Annotated in this window: 19 protein-coding genes; 13 read left to right on the top strand and 6 right to left on the bottom strand. The window is 52.4% G+C overall.

The window, feature by feature from the left end; all coding sequences use genetic code 11:
* Positions 1 to 8 precede the first annotated feature (8 nt).
* From HMPREF9441_RS16350 to HMPREF9441_RS16335, 5 genes are all read left to right on the top strand, one after another.
* Positions 9 to 1,487 carry an InlB B-repeat-containing protein gene (locus HMPREF9441_RS16350; RefSeq protein ID WP_244949818.1) on the top strand — a complete coding sequence of 493 codons (1,479 nt, stop codon included), beginning with the start codon at positions 9 to 11 and terminating at the stop codon, positions 1,485 to 1,487.
* Positions 1,484 to 2,977, top strand: a complete 1,494-nt coding sequence (locus HMPREF9441_RS16345) for a hypothetical protein (RefSeq protein ID WP_008623042.1) — start codon at positions 1,484 to 1,486, stop codon at positions 2,975 to 2,977. Before HMPREF9441_RS16350 ends, HMPREF9441_RS16345 begins: the two co-directional genes overlap by 4 nt.
* A 1-nt stretch (position 2,978) precedes the next feature.
* The gene (locus HMPREF9441_RS18690) at positions 2,979 to 3,146 is read left to right on the top strand and encodes a hypothetical protein (RefSeq protein ID WP_008623041.1); all 168 of its coding nucleotides are present in this window, start codon (positions 2,979 to 2,981) and stop codon (positions 3,144 to 3,146) included.
* A gap of 147 nt (positions 3,147 to 3,293) precedes the next feature.
* A complete protein-coding gene (locus HMPREF9441_RS16340; RefSeq protein WP_008623040.1) occupies positions 3,294 to 3,995 on the top strand; it encodes a DNA alkylation repair protein in 702 nt (233 codons plus the stop codon).
* 30 nt (positions 3,996 to 4,025) lie between these two features.
* The gene (locus HMPREF9441_RS16335; RefSeq protein WP_008623039.1) at positions 4,026 to 4,880 is read left to right on the top strand and encodes a DNA/RNA non-specific endonuclease; all 855 of its coding nucleotides are present in this window, start codon (positions 4,026 to 4,028) and stop codon (positions 4,878 to 4,880) included.
* Positions 4,881 to 4,884: 4 nt separating this feature from the next.
* Here the strand turns inward: HMPREF9441_RS16335 and HMPREF9441_RS16330 are convergent, their stop codons facing one another.
* On the bottom strand, positions 4,885 to 5,652 hold the full coding sequence (locus HMPREF9441_RS16330) for a hypothetical protein (protein WP_009392330.1): 768 nt from the start codon (positions 5,650 to 5,652) through the stop codon (positions 4,885 to 4,887).
* 169 nt (positions 5,653 to 5,821) lie between these two features.
* Complete coding sequence (locus tag HMPREF9441_RS16325) at positions 5,822 to 6,673, bottom strand: AraC family transcriptional regulator (RefSeq protein ID WP_008623036.1); 852 nt, start codon at positions 6,671 to 6,673, stop codon at positions 5,822 to 5,824.
* A 129-nt stretch (positions 6,674 to 6,802) separates the two neighbouring features.
* Between HMPREF9441_RS16325 and HMPREF9441_RS16320 the strand changes: the two genes are divergently transcribed.
* The 6 genes from HMPREF9441_RS16320 to HMPREF9441_RS16295 all read left to right on the top strand — a co-directional run bounded on the left by HMPREF9441_RS16320 (position 6,803) and on the right by HMPREF9441_RS16295 (position 12,684).
* Complete coding sequence (locus tag HMPREF9441_RS16320) at positions 6,803 to 7,429, top strand: nitroreductase family protein (RefSeq protein WP_008623035.1); 627 nt, start codon at positions 6,803 to 6,805, stop codon at positions 7,427 to 7,429.
* A 221-nt stretch (positions 7,430 to 7,650) separates the two neighbouring features.
* Positions 7,651 to 7,923: a co-chaperone GroES gene (locus HMPREF9441_RS16315; RefSeq protein WP_008623034.1), complete on the top strand. Its 273-nt coding sequence runs from the start codon at positions 7,651 to 7,653 to the stop codon at positions 7,921 to 7,923.
* A gap of 51 nt (positions 7,924 to 7,974) precedes the next feature.
* The gene (gene groL / locus HMPREF9441_RS16310) at positions 7,975 to 9,612 is read left to right on the top strand and encodes a chaperonin GroEL (RefSeq protein ID WP_008623033.1); all 1,638 of its coding nucleotides are present in this window, start codon (positions 7,975 to 7,977) and stop codon (positions 9,610 to 9,612) included.
* Between the two features lie 285 nt (positions 9,613 to 9,897).
* Positions 9,898 to 10,680: a DnaJ domain-containing protein gene (locus tag HMPREF9441_RS16305; RefSeq protein WP_008623030.1), complete on the top strand. Its 783-nt coding sequence runs from the start codon at positions 9,898 to 9,900 to the stop codon at positions 10,678 to 10,680.
* Between the two features lie 22 nt (positions 10,681 to 10,702).
* Positions 10,703 to 11,842, top strand: coding sequence for a glycoside hydrolase family 43 protein (locus HMPREF9441_RS16300; protein ID WP_008623029.1), 1,140 nt, complete (start codon positions 10,703 to 10,705; stop codon positions 11,840 to 11,842).
* A gap of 95 nt (positions 11,843 to 11,937) precedes the next feature.
* Positions 11,938 to 12,684 carry a hypothetical protein gene (locus HMPREF9441_RS16295; RefSeq protein WP_244949817.1) on the top strand — a complete coding sequence of 249 codons (747 nt, stop codon included), beginning with the start codon at positions 11,938 to 11,940 and terminating at the stop codon, positions 12,682 to 12,684.
* Between the two features lie 155 nt (positions 12,685 to 12,839).
* Here HMPREF9441_RS16295 and HMPREF9441_RS16290 read toward each other — a convergent pair whose 3' ends face one another.
* Entirely contained in the window at positions 12,840 to 14,066 is a 1,227-nt protein-coding gene (locus HMPREF9441_RS16290) for a glycoside hydrolase family 43 protein (protein WP_008623026.1), read from the bottom strand.
* A 192-nt stretch (positions 14,067 to 14,258) separates the two neighbouring features.
* On the opposite strand from HMPREF9441_RS16290, the gene HMPREF9441_RS16285 reads away from it, so the two are divergent.
* Positions 14,259 to 17,168: a glycoside hydrolase family 38 N-terminal domain-containing protein gene (locus HMPREF9441_RS16285; protein WP_008623025.1), complete on the top strand. Its 2,910-nt coding sequence runs from the start codon at positions 14,259 to 14,261 to the stop codon at positions 17,166 to 17,168.
* A gap of 236 nt (positions 17,169 to 17,404) precedes the next feature.
* Here HMPREF9441_RS16285 and HMPREF9441_RS16280 read toward each other — a convergent pair whose 3' ends face one another.
* A complete protein-coding gene (locus HMPREF9441_RS16280) occupies positions 17,405 to 20,374 on the bottom strand; it encodes an outer membrane beta-barrel protein (protein WP_008623023.1) in 2,970 nt (989 codons plus the stop codon).
* Positions 20,375 to 20,544: 170 nt separating this feature from the next.
* Here HMPREF9441_RS16280 and HMPREF9441_RS16275 point away from each other — a divergent pair, with 170 nt between their 5' ends.
* Entirely contained in the window at positions 20,545 to 21,444 is a 900-nt protein-coding gene (locus HMPREF9441_RS16275; RefSeq protein ID WP_172634988.1) for a PD-(D/E)XK nuclease family transposase, read from the top strand.
* Positions 21,445 to 21,512: 68 nt separating this feature from the next.
* On the opposite strand, the gene HMPREF9441_RS16270 is transcribed toward HMPREF9441_RS16275, so the two are convergent.
* The gene (locus HMPREF9441_RS16270) at positions 21,513 to 22,457 is read right to left on the bottom strand and encodes a hypothetical protein (protein WP_008623019.1); all 945 of its coding nucleotides are present in this window, start codon (positions 22,455 to 22,457) and stop codon (positions 21,513 to 21,515) included.
* On the bottom strand, positions 22,441 to 23,199 hold the full coding sequence (locus tag HMPREF9441_RS16265; protein ID WP_008623018.1) for a hypothetical protein: 759 nt from the start codon (positions 23,197 to 23,199) through the stop codon (positions 22,441 to 22,443). Before HMPREF9441_RS16265 ends, HMPREF9441_RS16270 begins: the two co-directional genes overlap by 17 nt.
* Position 23,200: the final 1 nt, after the last annotated feature.

Here is a 23,200-nt window from a genome sequence, read left to right as displayed (position 1 = left end):
GTAGGCTTATGTGTAGTTTTAAATGTATGTCTTTGGGCTTAGCCGGGCTGTTGTGTGGCCTGGCGGCCTACGGGCAAAGCGGTTTTAATCCCGACAGCCCGTCGGAACCCGGCGTGCCTCCCGTGCCGTTGGTGTTGCAGGCCGTGCCGTCGGACGGTGGGCGGCTTTCGGGAGGAGGCCGCCATGTGCCCGGCGAGTCCGTTCGGGTCAGTGCCTCCGCGAACAGCGGTTTCGTATTCGAGTGTTGGACGGACACGGAAGGCAAGCTTTTGTCTTCCTCTTCTTCCTTTAATTTCGTGAAGGGGACGAAGCCCGATACGTTGGTGGCTCGTTTCACCTACTCTCCCGGTTCGCCCTCGGAACCGTCCGACCCTTCCATTGTGCAATATTTCACATTGAGCGTCGTGGCCGGTACGGGAGGGACTGTAAGCGGCGGCGGACGCTACCAAGCCGGTCAGTCCGTACGCCTTTCGGCCAACTGCCAAACGAATTTCGAGTTTGTGCAGTGGACAGATGCCAAGGGGACGGTCGTGTCCACCCAAAAGGATTTCACTTATACGACCAAGGCGGAATCCGAGACACTGACGGCACAATTCCGTTTCAACCCGTCGGCTCCGTCGGAACCGTCCGATCCGGTGCTGTCTCATAATTTGTATTATGAAGCCACGGAAGGAGGCACGGTGTCGGGGGCAAGCCGTTGCCGTGAAGGGGAAAGTACGTATATCAGTGCATACCCGAATACGGGTTACAAGTTCGTGCGTTGGTGGAAAGATGGCGAGCCTTATACGGAGTTACCGTCTTTTTCCTACACCATGGGAAAGGCCGACGTGCATTTCCGGGCGGAATTCGTCTACTGTCCGGACAGCCCGTCCGAGCCTTCCACGCCGGAAGACCTGAAATATGCGTTTTACCTGATGTCGGTGGTGGGCATGCCCGGTACGACCGTGGATTATCCGGTTTACATGAGTACGTTGGACGAATTGCGTGACATGACATTCCAACTGACTTTCCCGGTGGATTTGGTGCCGGACATGGAGTCGGTGGAGATGTCACCGAAAGCGGAAGGATATACCGTCTCGGCTGTGGCGACCTCGGACACGTCTTATGTGTTCACGCTGACGGGAGGCAGGCTTTCTCCGGGCAACGCGAGGATGTTCCAGTTTAAAGTACGCGTGCCGGAGACCTTCCCTGCCGGACAGTCGCGGCAAGTGAAAATCAACCAAGTGTCGGTGACGGAACCCGACGGCAACCATTTGACGGCTTCAACCCGCAACGGCCGGATATATGTGTTCGACCAAGGGGACACCAATGGCGACGGAGTGGTGAACGTGTCGGACAAGATGAACCTGATTACCCATGTGATAGAGGAGGAAACGGAAACGTTCATACCGGAAGTGGCGGACATGAACGGCGACGGGGCGTATGACGTGTCCGATGCCATGGGCGTGATAGAAGTCGTATTGGAAGATGAAAACATAAACAAATGAGCAAGATGACAGAAATGAAAAAGATTGTAATGTTGTGGCTGCTGGCTTTTTCCGTGGTGGCAGGACGTGCGGAGGACGTGATTCAGGTGGTGCCCTTCGAGGCAAAGCCAGGGATGACAACGGACGATATGGCCTGTTTCAGTGTGAAAATGAACAACAGCCACATTTATTGGGCCTTCCAGTTAGATATTTTATTGCCGGAAGGCATGGCGTTGGACAATACCGACGGGCTGAACCCTTTTGAGCTGAACCTTGACCGTTTCCCGCATTCTTCACGCGGTGGCATAGTGACGTTCAAGCATGGAGTGGCTTGGAACCATTTGTCCAACGGATGGTACAGGGTTGTGGTCAGCCCCAATGATGCCACACGCATCAACGGTTATGAAGGGGAAATCATGAAGGTGTACTATCTGACCGATTCAGATATGAAACCGGGGCTGTACCCGATATATGTGAAAGGCACGGTACTGACCATTACCGGGACTTCGGACGTGCAGCCGGGGCCTTCGTCCTCCTACGTGACGGTGGGCGATTCTCCGTTGAAGACGGACGAGAATCCCGACCTTTCATCGTTGACTGGCTATTTGCCTTCGTGGGTGGTGGAAGAGATGAACGCCCAGATGGCCGGAAACAACCGGCTGACGGGTATCAGCCTTACCGGTGCGGATAGCTTGGGACTGGCCCCGTCGTGTGCCAATCCCAATGCATTCTGTTACGTGAAAAAGGAGTGCAAACTGCTGGAACTAACTTCCGGTACGGTCGGGACAAATATCGTCCGGATGGATGGTGAGTCGGGGACTTGTGCGGAGGTCATATTGGATGAGGAATATCCTTTCGCGCTCTCTTGTCCGGTCGATGCGGGGAGCGTTACCTTGCGCCGTGCCCCGTTTGCAGCCGATTGGAACACCGTTTGCTTGCCGTTCGCCCTGTCCTGCCAAGCCGTGCGGGAAGTTCTCGGCGATGAGGCCGGATTATACGGCTTCGATGGCTTGCAGGACGGGAAACTCTGTTTCTCTCCGGTGGAAGGTGGGGAGGCTCATACACCTTATTTATTATATACAACGCAAAGGGAGGCTTCCGGCGAAGTCTTGTTTTCGGACGTTTCGCTGCTGCCCGTTTCCGCACAACCGGAAACGTCAGATGGCGGGGTGCGCTTTGTGGGGAATTATTCGGGACGTATGTCGGCCTCCGGTTTTTATGGAGTGACTCCTGATGCCCGTATTGCCTTGGGAGGCGGACAGGCCGTACTTCCGGGATTCCGGGCTTATTTCGATTTGGCAGGCTCTGTGGCAACTGTCGCGTCGCGTTTGTGGATTAACGGCGTTACGACGACGGTGGATCATCCGGAGGCGGTACGGGTTTCAGGACGTGTCGACGTGTACACGTTATCCGGAACTTGCGTGCGTTCCTGTGTAGAACGTGAAACCGCACTTGACGGGCTTGCGAAAGGGATTTATATTATTGATAATGAAAAAATAATTGTGTATTGATATGAAGAAAAAGTATATGTCACCACGCATGCAAGAAGTGTGGATAGGTGGGAATGCCATGTTGTGTACTTCCGGATTGGTGTCCGGAGAAGGTGGAAGCGTAGATCCGGATGATAATCCCTATGAAGGGGAATTTATGAGTCTGGATGACGATTGGAAGATCTGGTAAGCGTACGGTCTGAATGTAAGGGGTGCAGGGAGAGTCTCGCTGCACCCCTCTTTTTGGTTTAAACTATGGATATAAGAAAATGTTTTGTTGGCTGTCTCATGATAATTCCGTACTTTTGCCCATAAAGGAACTTTTTGATGCAATAATATGGTTTGTCAAGAAATCAAGGACTTTTTGGCGGCGCATGCCGATGCCCGGTATGCTGCTTTTGTGACTTCGTTGATGCCTGGTGCCCGCCCCGTGGTAGGTGTGCGTCTGCCCGTGCTGCGGGCGTTGGCCAAAGAGATTGCCAAGGGAGATTGGCGTACTTATTTGGAGGAGGCTGTGGACGACACGTTCGAAGAAGTCATGTTGCAGGGTTACGTGACGGGGGCAGCTCGGATGCCGTTTGAGGAGCAGATAGACCGCATGACAGCCTATGTGCGTAAAATCAACGATTGGGCTTTGTGCGATTCCCCTTGTTCGGGATTCAAATTCGTACGAAAACACCGTGAGGAGGTGTGGGCATTCTTGCAGCCTTATTTATATAGCGGAGAAGTTTTTTCCCAACGTTTTGCCGTAGTGATGCTTTTGGCACATTTTGTCACGGACGATTTTATCGACCGCGTGCTGGAGGCCTGCGCGGCAGTGCGTCCAAGCGGATATTACGCGTCCATGGCTGTAGCATGGGCCGTGTCTGTTTGCTTTGCCAAATATCCGGAGAAGACGCGTCCGTTGTTGGCTGGAGGGCGGTTGGACGACGAGACGCAAAACAAGGCCATACAGAAAATCGTGGATTCCTTCCGCGTGGCGGAGTGGGATAAATCTTGGGTGCGTACGCTCCGTCGTCCCAAAGAACGGAAATCTTAAACGGAAAATAAGCAAACTGAAATCGAAAAAATGAAACTGAAAATGATAATCGGCGGCTTGGCGGCTGCCGTAGTGGTCTTGACGGGTGGTTACGACCGTCTGCGTGATTATGTGGAACAGTGGACGGGAGACCGCTTCTTACCGGAGGCAACGAACGGACAGGTTTTCGGTAGCAGTCCTTCGTCCGGCACGGAGGATATGGAACCGGGATTGCCGGAATTGGTCCGGGAACGAAACAGCCAAGTGATTCGCCATACGGGTTATACGGTTTCTTATAATGCGGAAACTAAAATACCGAACTGGGTGGCCTGGACATTGACACCCGAACGTTTCGAGGAGACGGTGAGCCGTTACGACAAGTTCCTGCCCGACCCCGAAGTGGCTCATCCCGTGACGACGGAAGACTACAAACGCTCGGGCTATGACCGCGGACATCTTTGTCCGGCAGCAGACAATAAATGGGATGAACAAGCCATGCGCGAAAGCTTTTACATGACGAACGTTTGTCCGCAAGACCATAACCTGAACCGGGGCGACTGGAAAGAATTGGAAGAAGCTTGCCGCGACTGGACGATGGAAAACGGGAGACTGTATGTGGTGGCTGGGCCTGTTCTCTACCGTGGACAGCATCGGCATATCGGCCAAAGCCGGGTTACGGTGCCCGAGGCTTTCTATAAGGTTGTGTTTTGTCCGGAGCCGCTGAAGGCCATCGGCTTTATCTATAAGAATAAGTCGGGTAACCGTCCGCTTGATGCATATGTCAATTCGGTGGACGAAGTGGAGCGCATCACGGGGATAGATTTTTTCCCGTCTTTGCCGGACAGTGTGGAAGAGGCCGTGGAAGCTGTTTACGACCTCGAAGAGTGGCAGATGCCGGAACGTTGACCGTTCAGGTTCGTGGTTTGAGTTTCTTGCGGCGGTGTTCGCGAAACAGGACTAAAAGCTGTTGGAACAGGAACAACGCCCAGAACATGCAAAAGAAACATACGCCGGAGATGGCACTGTCTATTCCCAACGGAGCAAAAGGAATGGCGCAGAAAGAATACAACAAGCAATAAGTCAGAAGTTTGTGCTCGCGGGAGATGCGCCATAGCCGTTTCCGTTTTTTCCGTGAAGACAAGAAATAAATGGTGAGCAGGGTGGCGAACATGAACACTTTGGTCTCCCACAGTTGGGTGAAACCGTCTGCCGTTTGGGAAGACAAGGCGGTCAGGTCGCTCCATGATGACTGTTTCCAGAAGGTGGACTGTAAAAGGCAGAGTGTGGTGCCGATGGCAAACCCTATGACCATTGGCCAGCAGGCCAGGCGAAACAGCCGGTCGCGCTGCAAATAGGACAGTGTGAGGAAACTGGCGCAGAGCGGAATCGTGATGCTGTCGTGCGTATAGCTGCAAAAGATACCCATCAACAACATCAGGAAGTAGCCGTATTTGAAATTTTTATTGGAAATACGGGTATATTGCGAAATGAAGAACGGGACGATGCAAGTGGACGAGAGAGTCATGACGGCTGTTTCGTCTCGGTTGAAAAATTCGTGCGAATCCGGACAGAACAGCAGGACAAACATGGCCGTGCAAAGGATTCCGGTGGCACTTTGGGCGGAGCGGGCGATGTGACCGGTCAGATAGACCAATAGCGTAAACAGCAACGCAGACAACGGATTGATAATTTCCGGCTGCCAGATATAGCCTCCCGTTTAGGGGAGGAAAGCCAGTACGGAAAGGATTATGAGGAATACGGCAAGATAGGTCAGTCGTAGCTTCATCGTTTGTTGCTTTCTGCAAAATTACGGAATATTGTCGGATTTAGCGAATAAAACGGGCGGATTAATGCTTTTTCCTGTATCTTCCCGGAGACATTCCTTTCTCTTTTGTAAATACTCTCACGAAATGGGGGACATCCTGAAATCCCACCAAATAGCAAATCTCGGATACGGAGTTTTGTGAATGCGTCAGCAGGTTGCATGCGGTGTCCAACCGGTATCGTGTGACGAACTGTGAAAAGGTCATGCCTTTGTGACGTTTGAAGTAGGAACAGAACGCGGAGCGGTTCATTCCTATTTCGGTTGCGATGTCGTCTAATGAAATCGGATGGATATAGTGAGCCATGACGTAGGCGCAGATTTGCTGCATGCGCCGCACGTCACGTTCTATCCGCATGGGTTTGCCGACGAATGTGTAGTCTGATGCCGTGAAGAGGATGGGAAGCAACCGGAACATTTCGCATAACCTTCCTAATTCGTCCAATCCATCCATTTTGGTCAGTGAGTGTCGGATAAGACGTGAGCTTGCCGTTCCGAATGTCAATGCTTCGGTCGGGAAGGTCATTCCGGTAAGCCGGTTCCGTAATTCCGGGAAAGTTTCCATACAATTCAATACAAAGGAATGTTTGAAGGCCACCATCCGGTAGTGGACGTGCCCTTTCTCGTCGGCGGACGACGGGGAATAGTTCCAATGGTGGTGCATGGAAGGAGGTATTAAAGTTACATTTCCTTCAGTAAAAGGCAGTAAAGTGTCGCCGGCCATTCTTGCTCCGCGCCCTTGCACCACATAGTACAATTCCCAAGCGTCATGCCGGTGCAACTTTGCCTCGAGTCTCGTATCTATATATTGGTCTATGAAAAAGAAAGAATGATTTTCCGTTTCCGGTAATTCATACGGGATTACCACATCTTCCATATCTGAGATTTTTGTATATGCAAATGTACGACAATTATTTGATACGATAAGGCAAAATCTCCACAATAAAGAACGCTATCTTTGCCATTGTTAATGACAAATAAGTTCAACCTATAAACGAATGACACTATGGATTTTTACGAAGTATTGGAAAGACGTCGCACGTATCGCGATTTCTCTGACCGGGAAGTGAGCGACGAGGTTCTCAAAAGAGTTATCGGTTCGGCATTCAAAGCTCCAACCAACGATCATTTGCGCCAGCTTGAGTTTGTCGTTGTGCGCGGCCGTGAGAACATTGCCAAGGTGATTGCCCCGCTTGCCAAGAATATGGCCGCGTTTAAGGAGCTTGTGTTCGAGGTGGATGAGTCGGGCGACAAGGATAAGATGGCGATGTTTGCCGACGCACTGCCCAAACAACAGAAAATGTTGATGGAGAGCGGGCTGCTTATTATCCCTTTCTTCCGTCAGCAGACACATCCACTGTTGAAGCCCGTGGAACAGAGTTCGCTTAATTACTTTGCCTCGGCTTGGTGCGCGTTGGAGAACATGTTGCTTGCTGCTACCAGCGAAGGGCTTGGGGCTGTATTCCATATTCCCGTGGGCGACGAGGCAGACAAGATAAAGGAAATAGTGAAAGCTCCGGAAGGTTACGAGTTCATTTGTTTGCTGGCTATCGGATATCCTGCAAAGGGTGCTTTCCTTCCTAAACAAAAGGAAATCCGTATCGAAGACAGGATACATGCTAATGCCTGGTGATAATCGTTGAACGAGACGGGACTTTCAACTGTTAAGTATTTGGTTATTGAACACACTTGTGTGACATAAAGCCACAGAAGTAAGGTTGGCAGAAAGTCTGCCGTTTTTCGGGGGTGCGCGCAGTGAAAGTGTGCCAAAGTGTCAGTCCTGAAGCTTTGGCATGTTTTTCGTATGGATTGGAGTAGAATTTTTAAAATGTACAACTATAAAATTTATCCATTATGAGCATTAAACCATTAGCAGACCGTGTGCTGATTGAACCGGCTCCGGCAGAGACGAAGACAGTAGGTGGTATTATCATTCCCGACACCGCCAAGGAAAAACCGTTGCAAGGTACTATCGTTGCAGTGGGTAAAGGTACGAAAGACGAAGAGATGGTCTTGAAGGAAGGCGATACCGTACTGTACGGTAAGTATGCCGGTACGGAACTGGAATTCGAAGGCAAGAAATATTTGATTATGCGACAGAGCGACGTGGTGGCTGTGTTGGCATAATTTTTCGTTTTATACATTAATATATAATAGACAAAAGAAAGGAATAGAATCATGGCAAAAGATATTAAATTCAACATAGAAGCCCGTGAACTGATGAAGAACGGCGTGGACCAGTTGGCCAATGCGGTAAAGGTTACTCTCGGCCCGAAAGGACGTAACGTCATTATCGAAAAGAAATTCGGTGCGCCGCATATTACGAAAGACGGTGTGACCGTAGCCAAGGAGATAGAGTTGGCCGATGCGTTTGAAAACGCAGGTGCGCAGTTGGTCAAGAGCGTGGCCAGCAAAACGGGTGACGATGCCGGTGACGGAACGACCACGGCTACCGTATTGGCGCAAAGTATTGTGAGCGTGGGCTTGAAGAACGTGGCTGCCGGTGCGAACCCGATGGACTTGAAACGCGGTATCGACAAGGCCGTGGCCAAAGTCGTAGAGCACATCAAAGGCCAGGCTGAACAGGTGGGCGATGATTACAACAAGATAGAACAAGTGGCTACCGTCAGTGCCAATAATGACCCGGAAATCGGGAAACTTTTGGCCGAAGCCATGAAGAAAGTCAGCAAGGACGGTGTGATTACCATCGAAGAAGCCAAGGGACGCGACACTACTATCGGTGTGGTGGAAGGCATGCAGTTCGACCGTGGCTACTTGTCGGCTTATTTCGTGACCGATACGGAGAAGATGGAGTGCGTGATGGAGAATCCTTACATCTTGATTTACGACAAGAAGATTTCCAACTTGAAGGATTTCCTGCCTATCCTCGAACCGGCAGTGCAGAGCGGTCGCCCGTTGTTGGTGATTGCCGAAGACGTAGACAGCGAGGCGTTGACTACTTTGGTGGTGAACCGTCTGCGTAGCCAGTTGAAGATTTGTGCCGTGAAAGCTCCGGGCTTCGGCGACCGTCGCAAAGCTATGTTGGAAGATATTGCCGTGCTGACGGGCGGTGTGGTCATCAGCGAAGAGAAGGGCTTGAAGTTGGAGCAGGCTACCATCGAAATGTTGGGTACTTGCGACAAGGTGACTATCTCTAAGGATAACACGACCATCGTCAACGGTCACGGGCAGAGCGAACTCATCAAGGATCGTGTCAATCAGATTAAGAATGAGATTGCCAACTCTACCAGCGACTACGACAAAGAGAAGTTGCAGGAGCGTCTGGCTAAGTTGAGCGGTGGTGTGGCTGTGCTCTATGTCGGTGCGCCGAGTGAGGTGGAAATGAAAGAGAAGAAAGACCGTGTGGACGACGCTTTGTGCGCAACGCGTGCAGCTATCGAGGAAGGTATCATCCCGGGTGGCGGTGTGGCATACATCCGCGCCATCAAGGCTTTGGAAGGCTTGGAGGGTGCCAATGCAGACGAAACCACAGGTATCAATATCGTAAAACGTGCCATCGAAGAGCCTCTTCGTCAGATTGTGGAGAATGCAGGTTTGGAAGGTTCGGTGGTTGTAGAGAAAGTACGCCAGGCTGAAGGCGACTTCGGTTACAATGCCCGTGAGGACAAATACGAGAACATGAAAGCCAGCGGTATCATCGACCCGGCCAAGGTGACTCGTGTGGCTTTGGAGAATGCCGCTTCTATTGCCGGTATGTTCTTGACTACCGAATGTGTCATCTGCGACAAGAAGGAAGAAAAAGCCGATATGCCGATGGGTGCTCCCGGAATGGGTGGCATGGGCGGCATGATGTAAGCCGGACAGTTTACGGAAACCTATTATAATGTGAAAGGGAGAATGCTCACGATGGGGTATTCTCCCTTTTTTATATTTCATCTATAGCAACGGTAGGAACGGTGTGTCGCCGAGGGCGTGGAAAGAAAAAGGACCCGTTTTTCCGGTCTTCTGCAAAAAACTTTATATCTTTGCCCGTACGAAGGCAGGGGACGGGTAGGCATGGCCAATCGGGAAACGATATTTTCATGCGTCTTTGTACTCGTCTTCCATGGTTAGGGTTTTCCAAATAAAAATGAATATAATATGGGATTGGGAAAATGGATAGGCAGTGCGATGGGATTCATGACGATGGGCCCGTTGGGTGCACTGGCCGGTTATTTTATCGGTTCGTGGTTTGACAAGCAAGCTGTAGGCATGCAAGAGGATTTGCAAGCGGATGAGGCGGGGCGAGCCCGCTATGAACAGGGGCAGCGAAACAGCTTTTTGTTTTCGATGTTGGTGATGGCCTCTTACGTGATACGGGCAGACCGGAAAATCATGCACAGCGAAATGGAATTCGTCCGTCGTTTTCTCCGTGCGAATTTCGGGGAGAGCGCGGTAGAGGAGGGGGAACAAATTTTGCTGAAACTCTTCGATGAGGCCAAACGGTTGGACGGTGTGTCTCCAGTGGCGTTTCGGGATATGATTTTCGATTGCGGCAGACAGATTGCTGCACATCTGAACTACGGCGAGCGATTGCAGTTGCTGAATTTCTTGGTAAGGATTGCGCAAAGCGACGGGAACGTATGTGCGGAAGAGATAACGGCGTTGCGTGAAGTGGCTTTGGCCATGGAGTTGTCAGCCGGAGAGGTGGATTCCATGCTCAATTTGAAAGGCGAATCTTTGGCAGATGCCTATAAAGTACTGGAAATAGAGCCGTCGGCCACGGACGAAGAGGTGCGCAAGGCTTTCCGCAAATTGGCTCTGAAACATCATCCCGACCGCGTGGCGACGTTAGGAGAAGATGTGCGGCGGGCTGCGGAAGAGAAATTCCAGCAAATCAACAATGCGAAAGAACGTATTTACAAAGCGAGAGGTATGAAATGATTAACCTGATAAGCAATATAGGATGAAACTAAAGCGAATTTTGATTTTTTGTGTATGGGGACTTGTGATGGTGGCATCGGTAGGTGCCCAGTCTTTGGAACGTATTACTCCGGGTCAGGAATGGCCGGACCGGAAGGGGGAACACATCAATGCCCACGGGGGCGGCCTGTTGTTCCATGAAGGTAAGTATTATTGGTATGGCGAGAACCGGCCTGCACGCGGGTTTACCACCGAAGTGGGCGTAGAGGTCTATTCTTCTTCCGACCTGATGAATTGGGAAGACGAAGGAGTGGCTTTGGCTGTTTCCGAGGAGGCCGGGCACGACATAGAACGGGGCTGTATCATGGAGCGTCCCAAGGTGATACGCAATCCTAAAACAGGGAAGTTTGTGATGTTGTTCCATCTGGAACTGAAAGGGAAGGGCTATGCGGCCGCCCGTGTGGGCTTTGCCGAGAGCGATTCTCCGGTGGGGCCGTTCCGGTTTATCCGTTCTTTGCGCCCGAATGCAGGCAAATGGCCGACGGACTTTTCGCGCCGTGACATCCGAAAAGCCAAGAAACTGAAGGAAGCGGACTATAAGGAATGGTGGACGCCGGAGTGGCGTGAAGCGATTCGTGAGGGGTTGCTTTTGGCGCGCGACGTACCGGGCGGACAGATGAGTCGGGACATGACCGTGTACGTGGACGATGACGGTAAAGCCTATCATATTTATTCGGCAGAGGAGAACCTGACGTTGAACTTGGCTGAACTGACGGACGATTATTTAGACTACACCGGACGGTATGTACGTATCGCGCCGGGCGGGCAGAACGAGGCTCCGACCATTTTTAAGCATGACGGCGTGTATTGGATGATTACGAGTGGCTGTACGGGTTGGGCACCGAATGAAGCCCGCATGTTCAAGGCCGCTTCTTTGTGGGGGCCATGGGAGCAGCTTCCTTCTCCTTTTGTAGGGAAAGATGCCAAGAAGTCTTTCCATACACAAGGTACGTATATTTTTAAGGTAGAAGGCACGGAGGACGGTTTCGTGTTCATGGCCGACCGTTGGAATCCGCAGAGCCTGAAAAATTCCCGTCATATATGGTTGCCGATAGACTTTGAAGCCGACGGTACGCCGGTCATCCGTTGGGTGGACAGTTGGTCGCTGAAAGATTTAAAATGATGAATATGATGAGGACTTTGGCTTGGTTCTTTCTTATGTGCTGCTGTGTTTCCTGTTTTCAACGTGCCGGGCAGTCGAAAGAAAACCGGAGGACTATGCAAACCAGTCATGAGGAGAAGCCGTTGAAACCGGAATCGAATAAGACCGATGTCGAAATGGATTCTGTGGACGGAACGGAAGTTGAAGATGAGTTTGACGAGTTGCATGCCGGACTGTTAAAATTGCCTTGCAACGACGGGCAGGGCACCGATACGGTGTATCATTATCCCACGGGGAAAAAAGTAAGGATTGGCAGGCACTGCGGACGGACATTGTATCTGGAGTTAGGTGAGTTTTATGACGAGAACACATACGGCGGGGCTAAAGTTTATTGGGGTGACTCTTTGATTTATGCCACGGACTTGGAGATTGATAACGATTGGCAGACATGCCATGTGTATTCCGTCCCGAAGTCGGAAGTCACGTATGTGTTGTTGATGATTAATGACCGTCCTTCACCCAATATCTGGTACATCTTGTACATGAACGGAGAGCACATACATTTGGTGGATTCAGTGTTGGCAGGCAACGATTACATAGAAGGAGGAAGTTATTTCCACGATTCGGTGATTTACGGTGACATAGACAATGACGGTTGGATGGAAGTCGGCGGGAAACACTGGACGGAGTATTGGGCTGATTCCATGACTTATCAACCGTGCTATATTTACCAGTTGGGAGAAGAGCTTGAAATGGATTCATTGGCTTCAATCGAAGAAACCAAGAAAGCATACGATGGAATGTTTATCGGGTTTGAACCGGCTACGGTGTACAATCCCAATGAAAAACAACATGTGAAATAGGAGTGGAGGATTGATATACCTGATACGTTATCAACGGAATATAAAAATCCATATCATACTTTTAGGGAGTAATGATATGGATTTTTTCATTATAATGGTTGAAAAACGGCTGGTCGTATTCTTCCAACCTGTTGTCTTAACCAAAGGTATTCCGACTATTTTTTTAACTTCATCAATTCCTTGGTGGCTTTTTTCAGTATTTGGGGGTCGCAGGTCGTGTCCAATGTCGTTTGTGCTTTTTGTAGCAGTTTACGGCGTTGCTCCAACTGCTTTAAAGTGAGTGCCGGAACCGGAATCTGGCGAATGTCATTCACCGCAATGCTCAACTCGGACCATGCTTCCAACCGTTCCCGTTCGGCCTGCGTGATGTGCATGACAGAGCCGTGGCGCGGGGTGAAGTCGCCGTGGGTCTTCGTGTTTTGCACGAATGTGAAGTCTTTCAGGTTCGTGCTCTTGCAGAATTGGTAGAAACCCTGTGCGTAGCAATCGTACATCAGGACATACTCGTCCGAACCGATGAGGGGGAACACGCTGGAACCTTCCACCGGATATTGCCCCTCTTTTTGCAGGTGCCGCCATTCGATGGTGTAGGGGCCGGTGGGTCGGGGTGCAGTGGCACGCATCACGCCCTGCCGCGTGCGGAATCCTTTGTTCATGACCGAGCGGCCCTCGTCTTTGAAGAACAGCACGTATTCTTTCGCTTTCGGGTTATATACGATGTCCCCGTCTATGGCGGCCGTACCGAAGTCGAACAGCAGTTTCGGCTCCGTGATGTCCGTGAAGTCTTCGTTCACGTAAGAGTAGAACAGCTTGAAGTAAGGCTGCTTGAAGTTCGGGTCTTCCGTAGGATACTCCCAGTCGTGCCGCCCGATGGAGTAATAAATCATATATTTCCCGGCCTCGTCGTCCCAGATGATTTGAGGTGCCCAAACGGCATGCAGGTTCTCGCGGTCGAATCCCGTCAGGTCGGGGAAACGGGTGGGGAAGTCGATGGCCGTGTGTTGCCAATGGATGAGGTCGGTGCTCTTCATCAGGATGAGTCCGTCGTTGCTTTGCCAACCCTCGTCCGAGCGCATGTCCGTCATGACCATATAAAATGTTTTCCCGTCCCGTCCTCTTGTGATGTACGGGTCCCGTATGCTTTTCTTCAGGGCGATGGTGTTCGAGGCCACGACCGGACGCCCTTGGTTGAGGGACGTGTAGTTATATCCGTCGTCGCTCAAGGCATAACGTACTTGTTCGCCGTATGGGGAATTGTTGGAGAAGAAGGCGAAGAGGTAACTGCTGTAAGGAGAAGGCTTGGCCGTTTGTGCCAACACTGGTGTCATGGCCCCGAGGGTGGCGGCCAACATGCCGGTCATCATTCGTTTTTTGAGTTTCATGATTAGGTAATGTTTGAGTTATGTTGTATATGTGCGGGCAAAGATAGGCAGAATCGGCCGATAAAGGAAGTTTTTACAGGGGCTTTTCGCACGGTGTGGCGAGAATGTGGCATTTTTTGCGTTATGCCTGATTGCCCGTCTCGTCTTTTTTTTGTCACTTTGTGACCGATACAATGAAAACTAATCAATGTGATGAAAAGAATTTTTTTTTGTGGGATGCTGGCGGTTCTGGCGGCCGGACAGGCAAGTGCCGATGTCGTGCCGGAACAAGTCAGTTGTGTGGTGAAGCCTTTGTATGGGTATAGACAAGACCGTTCGCCGGGACGTATCGTTGCCGTGCGGTTGAAAGGCCCCGAATTGAAAGGCGAAGTCCGTGTGGATGTGGCGTACAAGAAACTGAAGGAGACTTCTACCTTCCGTGTCGATGCGAAGGACTCGGCGGAAGTGGAAATCATGTTGCCTTCCGCCTTGCCTATGGACAAGGCCGCGAGCGTTTCGCTGACGGTGTGCGGGACGGAAAAGAAAGTGAAGACGAAAGTCACCGTGGAACCGATGCGGCATTGGACGGTGTACCTTTACAACCATTCGCACGTGGACATCGGTTACACGAACACGCACAAAAACGTGGAGATGTTGCACAAGACGAACGTGTGGGAAGGCATGAAACTGGCCCGGGAAACAGCCGGACATGTGGACGGTGCACGCTTCGTGTGGAATCCCGAGGTGACTTGGCCGATTGAACGCTTGTGGATTTCAGAACCGGAGAAACGGGATGAGGTCATTGCGGCTATCAGGCGAGGCGACCTTTGTGTGGACGCCAGTTATGTGAACCTGAATACGAGCATTTGTTCGGATGAGGAGTTGTTTCATGTATTCAAGTTCTCGCGCGAGTTGCAACGGCTGTCCGGCGTGCCTGCTGATGTGTTCCAGCAGTTCGACATCCCCGGCATTTCCTGGGGACTGGTTCCGGTCATGGCACAGGAGGGCATCAAGTACGTCATCTCGTGGCCGAACACCGACCGGGGCGGCAACGCACACTCTCGGAATATAGACGGCATGCCTTTCTGGTGGGTAGGCCCCGACGGCCATTCCAAGGTGTTGTTCCTGCAACCGGGCAAGTATTCCAACAGCGGCAGCATGGACAAGGGGAACACGACCGGGCGGCCTTGGTTCGGCCAACGAGACCCGCGTAAGGTTCCGGCACGCATCCGGATGGGGAGTGCCAATGTAGACTTTACGGGCAAGCTCGTGGAGTTGGAACGTGACCATTACCCCCTCGATTTCATCGTACTCTCTTGGACATTGTGGGACAACAGTCCGGTGGATGCCGATGTCCCCTACGCCGTGAACGAATGGAACAAGAAATATGCTTATCCGAAGATTGTCATCAGCGGCGGGCATGAAATCATGGCGCGGTTGGAAAAAGATTATGGCGACCGCCTGCCGACCGTGACGGGAGACTATACGGAATACTGGACCGACGGGTTGGGTACGGCTGCCAGGCTGACGGCCATTAACCGCCGTAACAAGGAGAGAATCACGCAGGCGGAGACCGTGTGGTCGATGTTGGCAGGGGGAGCTTGTGCCCCGCGTGACGATTTCGATGAAGGTTGGCGTTATATCATGATGGGTTCGGAACATACTTGGGATTTCGAGAATCCGTGGGAACCTTATTTCCATGAAGCCATCGGAAAGGTGAAACAATCTTATTTCCAGGAAGCGGAAGCCCGTTCGATGGCCTTGTTGGACGAGGCGTTGGGATTGGCCACGGACAAGTCCAACGGAGCGTTGGGGCCGCGCGAAGGGCCGTCGAACGGCGGTATCGCCGTGCTCAACACGCAGTCGTGGCCGCACGGCGGGTTGGTGACGCTGACGGCCTCCGAGAGCCAGAAAGGCAACAAGGTGGTGGACGATGAGGGGAACGCCGTGCCTTCGCAACGTTTGTCTACCGGCGAACTGGTGTTCTGGGCTTCGGACGTGCCCGCTCTGGGCTCGCGCCATTATCGTGTGGTGGAAGGCGATGCCATGCCGAGCGATGCCTGCAAGGTGGAAGGCTACACGTTGGACAACGGTTGCGTACGTGTCACGATAGACGGCAAGACGGGAAATATCTCGGCCTTGACCCGTGCCGGAGAAGATTACAATTATATCGACGTGTCGGTGGACGGGGGTGCCAATTCGTGCAGTTGGCTGCCGGCCAACGAAAACAAGCCCGAGGCCGACAAGGTGCAGGCCGTCACGGTGACCGAGCAAGGCGGCTTGGTGGTGGAATTGAAAGTGGAATCCACGATGAAAGGCTGCCGTTCGGTGACGCGTACCGTCCGTCTGGTGGCCGGACAACCGTGGGTGGAGACCACCAACGTGGTAGACAAGCTGCCGTTGTTGGACAAAGACGGCATACATTTCGGTTTCGGTTTCAACGTGCCGCAGGGCGTGACGAAGGTGGACATCCCTTGGGGCGTGATGGAAATGGAGAAAGACCAATGGGCGCAGGCCAACCGCAACTGGATAGCCCTGCAACGTTGGTTGGACGTTTCTAACGACACGCATGGCGTGACTTGGTGTGCCTTGGATGCCCCCTTGTTCGAGTATGGCGACCGCACGGCCAACATTTCGTTGGGATGGGGCGGACAAGGGCCTTGGCTGACCCAGTTGGAATCGTCTTCCACGGTGTATTCCTGGGCGATGAACAACCATTGGCACACGAATTTCCCCCTGACGCAGGACGGGCCGGTGGCTTTCCGCTACCGTATCCATCCGCATGGCGGATATGATGCCGTAGCCGCCAACCGTTTCGGTTTGGAGCAGGCGCAACCGTTGGTGCATGTCACTGCGGACAAGAACCCGGACGTGAAGCCCGTTGTGGCGGTAGACAACCGTGCCGTGTACGTCACCGTGCTGAAATCCACGGGGAAAGACGACGAGATGATTGTCCGTTTGCGTTCCGTGTCGGACAAGGAAGAGACTGTGGCTTTGGACTTCCCGGCCCGCCGTCCGTCGTCCGTGTCGCTCTGCCCGCTCGAGGAGCAGCCCGGGCAAGCCGTGGAGGGGACGCTGACGATGAGACCCTACGGCATGGCCACGTTGAAACTCGCCTTCTGACGACGGGAGCATGGGAGGCTTCCGGACTCTTCCGACAGCGTGCGGTACGGGCTTCCGTCCGTGGATGGATGCTTGTAAAGAAAATGCAGGTTTATCACGGAGCTGAATTTCAGTTGTTTAAGCCTTTGAAAAAAATCTGCGGCAAACGGAAAATCGTTTGCCGCAGATTGGAAAATCATTCGCAGCAGAACGGAAAACGTTTCTGCGCCGAATGATTTTTGTATATAAGTTTCTGTTTATTCTCCTCTCCGTTTGGCCGGTTTGATGTCCAGATTGTAGGCAAGGCGCAGCATGGCATAACTGGGGATGACGTTGCGCCACGTCTCGTAGCGTCCCTGTCCGTTCAGTGTCTGGGTGACGTTGGAAAGCTGCCCGAGGATGTCGAAACCGTCGAGGGAGAGCGTCACGCGGTTTTTGAAAAGTTTCTTCGACAGGGTGGCGTTCCATACGATGTCGTCCGTGTTCATGCTGCTTTCGCCGTAGCCCCTGCGGCTGTACAGGGTCAGGTCGGTGTTGAATTGCAGGTCCCATGGCAGTTCGGCCTGTGCTATCAGGCCGTAATTGTAGTCGTAAGTGTTGAGGGGCGTGAAGTCTTCCCGGCTGCCGGTCAGGTAGTTCCACGTGCAGCGGGCTTTCACGCCCACTTTCACGTCCTTGGGGAAGGCATATTCCATGTTGAGGCTTCCGCCCGAGTTGTAAGTCTGCACGGTGCTGCGGCGCGGTGCCATGCCGTCCGTCACGCCGACGAGGTCCACCGAGTTGTAGAGCCGCGACCAAAGTCCGCTGTTCAGCGTGAGGCGGCGGGCTTTGTCGAGCGGCATGGAGTAGTTCACGTTGCCGCCGATGTTGTAATTTCCGTTCACGTTCTCGGGGCGGTAGGTGCGCACGCCCGTCGCCTTGTCGTACACGTATCCCTGTGCCACGGCATCCTGCGTGATGGAGTAGCTCCAGTAGGTGTTGAAGTAGCGTTGCTTGCGGTTGCTGTTCAGGTAGTAGTACACGGAGACGTTGTGTTGGTGCGAGTTTTTCAGTCCCGTGTTGCTCAGGCGGATGTTCAGCGGGTCATCCGTGGAACGGATGTCGATGAACGAGGTCATGGACGGGAAGGAGACGCTTTTGTTGTAGCGGATGTCGATGCCCCGTTGGAAGTTGTGCCACCGGCCGTAGACCCTGAAACTCGGCTCGAACATGACATGGCGGCAGCTGACGGTGGTATCCAACCGTTCGCGTTGGTAGTCCAGCGTCTGCCATACGTACATGAGCGGCAGACGGGCTTCCACGTACCACCAGGTGCCTTCGCCCGATGTCCGGGGCTTGCCTTCCCATTTGGCATAGAGGCTTCCCCGGTGGGAGTAATCGGTCAGGTAAGACCAGTAGCTGTTGGGGGCATCCAACGTCTGTTGCAGGAGTTCCGCCTCGGAGGGCAGCATGCCTAAGGGATGGTCGCCGTCTTCTCCCCAACCGGCCAGTTCGTCGAGCCGGTAGAGTTCGTAACGTTTGGTATTGTCATGCCAATGGTAGTTGTAGCCCGGTGCTACGGCCAAGTTGTGCGGGAACCATAGCCAGTATTCTCCTCCGGCGTTGAGGTTCAGGTCGCGTATGGGGCCATCGTCGTTGGTATATTTGTTGCGGTAGTCCGTCTGTCCGCCGCCTGCCGGATAGTCCAGCCGGTAGTGTTCGTACCACCTTTGTTCGTAATCGTTGTACCGCACATTGGTGTAAAGGTTCAGGTTGTCATTGCCGAGTCCGGTCTTGATGGCGGAGTATGCGCTGAAGGCGGCGTTCGTCTTGTTGCCCTTGTTGCTCTGGTCGGTCTTGGAGCGGTTGATGGCGATGCGGCGCATGAGGTCGCCGGCTTCGGGCGAGGCCAGGCTGTCCAGCAGGTTGCCGGAGGCGTACGGTTCGGGGTCGGTGTTGAACGTACCGGAAAGGTAAGTGTTGCGGTCGTCCCATTTGCCCCAGTTGAACGACGGTTGCAAGTTCAGGAACACCTTGTCCCAAGTGAACTGGAACGTGTGCGAAGTGTTGAACCATGTTTGGCAGTAGAACTGTTCGTGTGCCTCCTTGGAGTAAGTGTCGCCGTCGGGCAGGAAGTTCACGCCGGTGGTCTGCGAGCGCACGTCCGTGTCGTAGTGCATGTAAGATGCGCTTCCGTTGAGTTTGTACTTCCCGTCCTTCTCGTTCACCATGTAGTTCACTCCGAAGTTCTTGTTCGAGCGCAGTCCTCCGGTCAGTTGCGCGGGAGACCATTCGCCGTTGTAGCCCGGTTGGCGGTTCTCGTTCATGTTGTTGAAGTTGGCAAAAGCCGAGAAACGCGTGTGGGGCGTGAACCGCAGGCCGAAAAGTCGGGCGCGGTAGCGTTCCTCCGTGCCGTATGCCCCTTCGGCGTTGGCTAGCCATCCCACGGAGTATTCCCGTTTCAGGCGTACGTCCATGACCAGTTCCTCGTCACCGGTTTTCCGTCCGAGAAATTCGCTGAGCTTTCCGTCTTTGTCGTACACTTTCACATCCTTGACCGCGTAGGCAGGCAGGTTCTCGAGCATGACGGAAGGTTCGCCCTTGAAGAAATCCTCGCCGTTGAGCAGCAGGTTTTCCACGTAACGCCCGTTGACGAGGATGCGCCCGTCGTCTTTCAGTTCCACGCCCGGCAACTGGCGGATAAGCGCGTCGAGCATGGAGCCTTCGGCCAGTTGGAAAGCGTCGGCATTGTAGACCACCGTGTCGCCGCGCGTGTATATCTTTACCTTCGTGGCCTTCACGGTCACTTCCCCTAACGCCTTATGCTTTATGGCTTTCTCCAAGTAGACATCCGCGATGAAGCGTGCCACTTCCCTGCGGCGGAACGTGAAAGAGTCCACGGGCACGTCCTGCGTCTCATACCCTTCGGCCTTGAAGCGCAGGATGTAAGGCTGTGCCGGACGTTTCTCCATATCGAAGAACCATGCTCCTTGGCGGTCGGCAATCCGGTTGTTTTTGGGATTGCGCATGGAGTCGAGGGTGACGTATTGCTTGTCCATAAGTTCCACTTTCACGTCGTGGAGGCGTTGGCGCGTGACGGAATTGAACACGCCGCCATAGATGACCTGCCCCATGGCATCGAAGCTGGCAAGGGACGAGAGGAGGGCTGCAAGGGCGGAAGGAGGTTGAAGAAAAATTTTCTCATTGTTATGGATGATTTTAGGTTTGTCAATCATGGTTTTCGTCATGTTCTTCTGTTTATATTACGCAGAAGTGCTTGTTTTGTGATACTCCAAAACCATTTTTTTTTGATAATGTCTTATGGCTTTGCCGTTAACACTCTTTATGTCAGCTTTGAAGGGCAGGAAAGGGAAAAACGTTACATTTGCAAAAATATATGGCAATAAAGTCTACGCTTATGGCAAACTATATCCGTTTTGATTGGGCGATGAAACGCCTGTTGCGCAACAAGGCTAACTTCGGGGTGTTGGAAGGCTTGTTGACCACGCTTCTGGATGAGAAAATCACCATCAGCCAGTTGTTGGAGAGCGAAAGCAATCAGGAAGACGAGTTCGACAAGTACAACCGTGTGGATTTGTTGGCCTTGGATTCCAAGGGGGAACTGATACTCATCGAGGTGCAGAACAACAATGAGTACGCTTATTTTCAGCGCATGTTGTTTGGCGTGTCGAAGTTGGTGACGGAATACATCAACCGTGGCGAGGGGTATGAGAACGTGCGCAAGGTATACAGCGTGAACATTGTTTATTTCTCCTTGGGGCATGGGAAGGATATCGTGTACCATGGCAAGACGGAATTTCGCGGCATCCATGAGAACGACATACTGGAGCTGACTCCTTTCCAGCGGCAGACCTTTAAGGTGGATGCCGTGAGCCAACTTTATCCGGAGTATTATATCCTGAAGGTGAACGACTTCAACAAAGTGGCCAAGACCCCGTTGGAGGAATGGATCTACTATTTGAATACGGGTGAGATTCCCGAAACAGCCCACGCCCCCGGTTTGGCGGAGGTGCGCGAACGCCTGAAGGTGGACGGGATGACAAAAGGCGAGCGCGAGGCTTATTACCGTCATCTGGATAACATCGTCATTTTGCGCAACAATATTTATACGGAACGTGCCGAGGGGCGCGCGGAAGGTCGCATGGAAGGGCGTGCGGAGGGCCGCATGGAAGGGCGTGCCGAAGGAGAGCATGCCAAGGCTTTGGAGATAGCCCACAGGTTAAAGGCCATGGGATTGTCCGTGGATGCCATTATCGGTGCCACGGGGTTGTCGGCGGAAGAAATAGAGAAAGCCTGATAACCCCTTGTTTCCTAATCAATAGAAAGTCCCGGTCGCCTTTCACAAGGCGGCCGGGACGGATTAACTTATTTCTGGTTTGCTTGTGCACACGTACACGTATTTATTTTTTTCATGTAGTCGAATTTCCATACAGGGTCTTCTTCCGCCCAAGCACGTGGGAGCACGCCCGTACCGTTGGTTGAACCTTCCACCCTGACGAGGTAAAGATTATTGCCTTTTAGTGCGGCTCCCATGTACATGGGGCGACCGTTGCTTAGGCGGACACGGACGGCCACTTCATGGTATTGCCAATATACATCGTTGGTGGATACGAGCAAAGGCACCTTTTTCAGGTATTTATGGAATAAATCATAGAAGCGGGAATAATCGCGCTCATTACAACGGGGGACGACGTACTTGACCCCGTCGGTTCTCCGTCCTCCTCTATTGGGTCCTTGTATAAGGCAGATGATGCGTACGAGGTTGCCCTGATAGTGTACATCTTCTTCTTTTGTGCCTTTACGTCTTGCATAGGCGTTGAAAAGAGAATCGAATTCGGTCACGATGCTTTGGTCGGGGACAGGGTCGCTTTTCTCATCTATCAGTTGGTTCATGGTTTGATAATAAAAATACACTCCCTTTGTGTCGGCTTCGAACGACAAGTATTCCATTTGTCCGTTGATGTCAGAGGGCAAGGTCATGATATATTTTTTCTGTTGCACGTGTTGACTGTCGGTCGTTTCCGTGTACTTGTGGAACGTGCGCATGCCGTCCAGTTGTTGGAACATGGCATCAATTTCGGGTTTGAATCTTCGGTATTCTTCTTCACTCTCATACCAATGGTTTACCCAATATTGGGCACCCGTTAGCCAACGGTTGGTTTGGTAGCGTTTGGGGAACATACTGTCCAATTGGTGGTACAAGTTCATGACCGTAGGGTTTTCCTGATAGAATATTTGTGCATGGCTCGAGGTCGTGGAAGCTATGATGGCTATCGTCATCCATAGCAAAGGTTTAATACACGTTTTCATAAGGCGGGATGTTTATTTCATATTGTTTGGAAAATTCGTCCATTCTTCTTTTCTGCTTTTGGAACTCGGCCTGAATGTCGGCCAAGTGTGGCATGGTCTGCTGTCGGGCTGCCGTGTCCGCGTCTTGTAGGGCGGTGTCGGACAGGGGGATTGAGGCCGTTTCGGTGGAGGACGTGTCCTGCCCTGTAGAGAGGGCTGCCCACATTTGTCCTTTTGGGTGGCTTGCGGGGAGGACAATCGTGTCCCGGACTGTGATTATTTTGGCGGTCAACGCAGTGGGTACTGGCTTTTCGATGAATACCGTATCGGTTTTCCACTTTACTTCCGTGAGGACGGTAGGGGGTATGGGGATGGAATTTGTAGGCTGTGCGGCTTCCTTTCGCGAGACGGTGGTACCTAAGAAAAAACATGCGGCTGCGACGGAAGCTGCCGCTATCCAACGTACGGCGATGTGTCCTGTGCGACGTATACGCTTCGGTTGCGTCGGAGGAACGGTCTGTAGGGCGGAGGAGCCGGGAATTTCTTCCAATGGGCATGACTGCATCCACCTCTCCTGTTCTTCTTCCGTGAAAGAAGGTTCGCCTTCGTCGAACCGGTTGAACATGGTTTTGAAGTCGGCAAAATCCTTGTCGGCATCCGGTGAACGGAAATACTCCGCCAACAGGGCTTCTTCTTCCAACGAGGTCTTTCCCTCCATGTAGAGGTCAAGCCATCGTCTGATTTCTTCTTTGTTTGTCGTCATG

The organism is Paraprevotella clara YIT 11840 (assembly GCF_000233955.1).
Taxonomy (GTDB): domain Bacteria; phylum Bacteroidota; class Bacteroidia; order Bacteroidales; family Bacteroidaceae; genus Paraprevotella; species Paraprevotella clara.
This window is presented reverse-complemented; position numbering and strand designations above follow the sequence as displayed.

Excerpts from the sequence above, each read along its gene's own strand:
- HMPREF9441_RS16315 (WP_008623034.1), top strand. The coding sequence starts at position 7,651 with ATGAGCATTAAACCATTAGCAGACCGTGTGCTGATTGAACCGGCTCCG.
- HMPREF9441_RS16285 (WP_008623025.1), top strand. The coding sequence starts at position 14,259 with ATGAAAAGAATTTTTTTTTGTGGGATGCTGGCGGTTCTGGCGGCCGGA.
- HMPREF9441_RS16270 (WP_008623019.1), bottom strand. The coding sequence starts at position 22,457 with ATGAAAACGTGTATTAAACCTTTGCTATGGATGACGATAGCCATCATA.
- HMPREF9441_RS16290 (WP_008623026.1), bottom strand. The coding sequence starts at position 14,066 with ATGAAACTCAAAAAACGAATGATGACCGGCATGTTGGCCGCCACCCTC.
- HMPREF9441_RS16350 (WP_244949818.1), top strand. The coding sequence starts at position 9 with ATGTGTAGTTTTAAATGTATGTCTTTGGGCTTAGCCGGGCTGTTGTGT.
- HMPREF9441_RS16345 (WP_008623042.1), top strand. The coding sequence starts at position 1,484 with ATGAGCAAGATGACAGAAATGAAAAAGATTGTAATGTTGTGGCTGCTG.
- HMPREF9441_RS16300 (WP_008623029.1), top strand. The coding sequence starts at position 10,703 with ATGAAACTAAAGCGAATTTTGATTTTTTGTGTATGGGGACTTGTGATG.
- HMPREF9441_RS16325 (WP_008623036.1), bottom strand. The coding sequence starts at position 6,673 with ATGGAAGATGTGGTAATCCCGTATGAATTACCGGAAACGGAAAATCAT.
- HMPREF9441_RS16265 (WP_008623018.1), bottom strand. The coding sequence starts at position 23,199 with ATGACGACAAACAAAGAAGAAATCAGACGATGGCTTGACCTCTACATG.
- HMPREF9441_RS16280 (WP_008623023.1), bottom strand. The coding sequence starts at position 20,374 with ATGACGAAAACCATGATTGACAAACCTAAAATCATCCATAACAATGAG.
- HMPREF9441_RS16320 (WP_008623035.1), top strand. The coding sequence starts at position 6,803 with ATGGATTTTTACGAAGTATTGGAAAGACGTCGCACGTATCGCGATTTC.
- groL (WP_008623033.1), top strand. The coding sequence starts at position 7,975 with ATGGCAAAAGATATTAAATTCAACATAGAAGCCCGTGAACTGATGAAG.
- HMPREF9441_RS16340 (WP_008623040.1), top strand. The coding sequence starts at position 3,294 with ATGGTTTGTCAAGAAATCAAGGACTTTTTGGCGGCGCATGCCGATGCC.
- HMPREF9441_RS16335 (WP_008623039.1), top strand. The coding sequence starts at position 4,026 with ATGAAACTGAAAATGATAATCGGCGGCTTGGCGGCTGCCGTAGTGGTC.
- HMPREF9441_RS16305 (WP_008623030.1), top strand. The coding sequence starts at position 9,898 with ATGGGATTGGGAAAATGGATAGGCAGTGCGATGGGATTCATGACGATG.
- HMPREF9441_RS16295 (WP_244949817.1), top strand. The coding sequence starts at position 11,938 with ATGCAAACCAGTCATGAGGAGAAGCCGTTGAAACCGGAATCGAATAAG.
- HMPREF9441_RS16275 (WP_172634988.1), top strand. The coding sequence starts at position 20,545 with ATGGCAAACTATATCCGTTTTGATTGGGCGATGAAACGCCTGTTGCGC.
- HMPREF9441_RS18690 (WP_008623041.1), top strand. The coding sequence starts at position 2,979 with ATGAAGAAAAAGTATATGTCACCACGCATGCAAGAAGTGTGGATAGGT.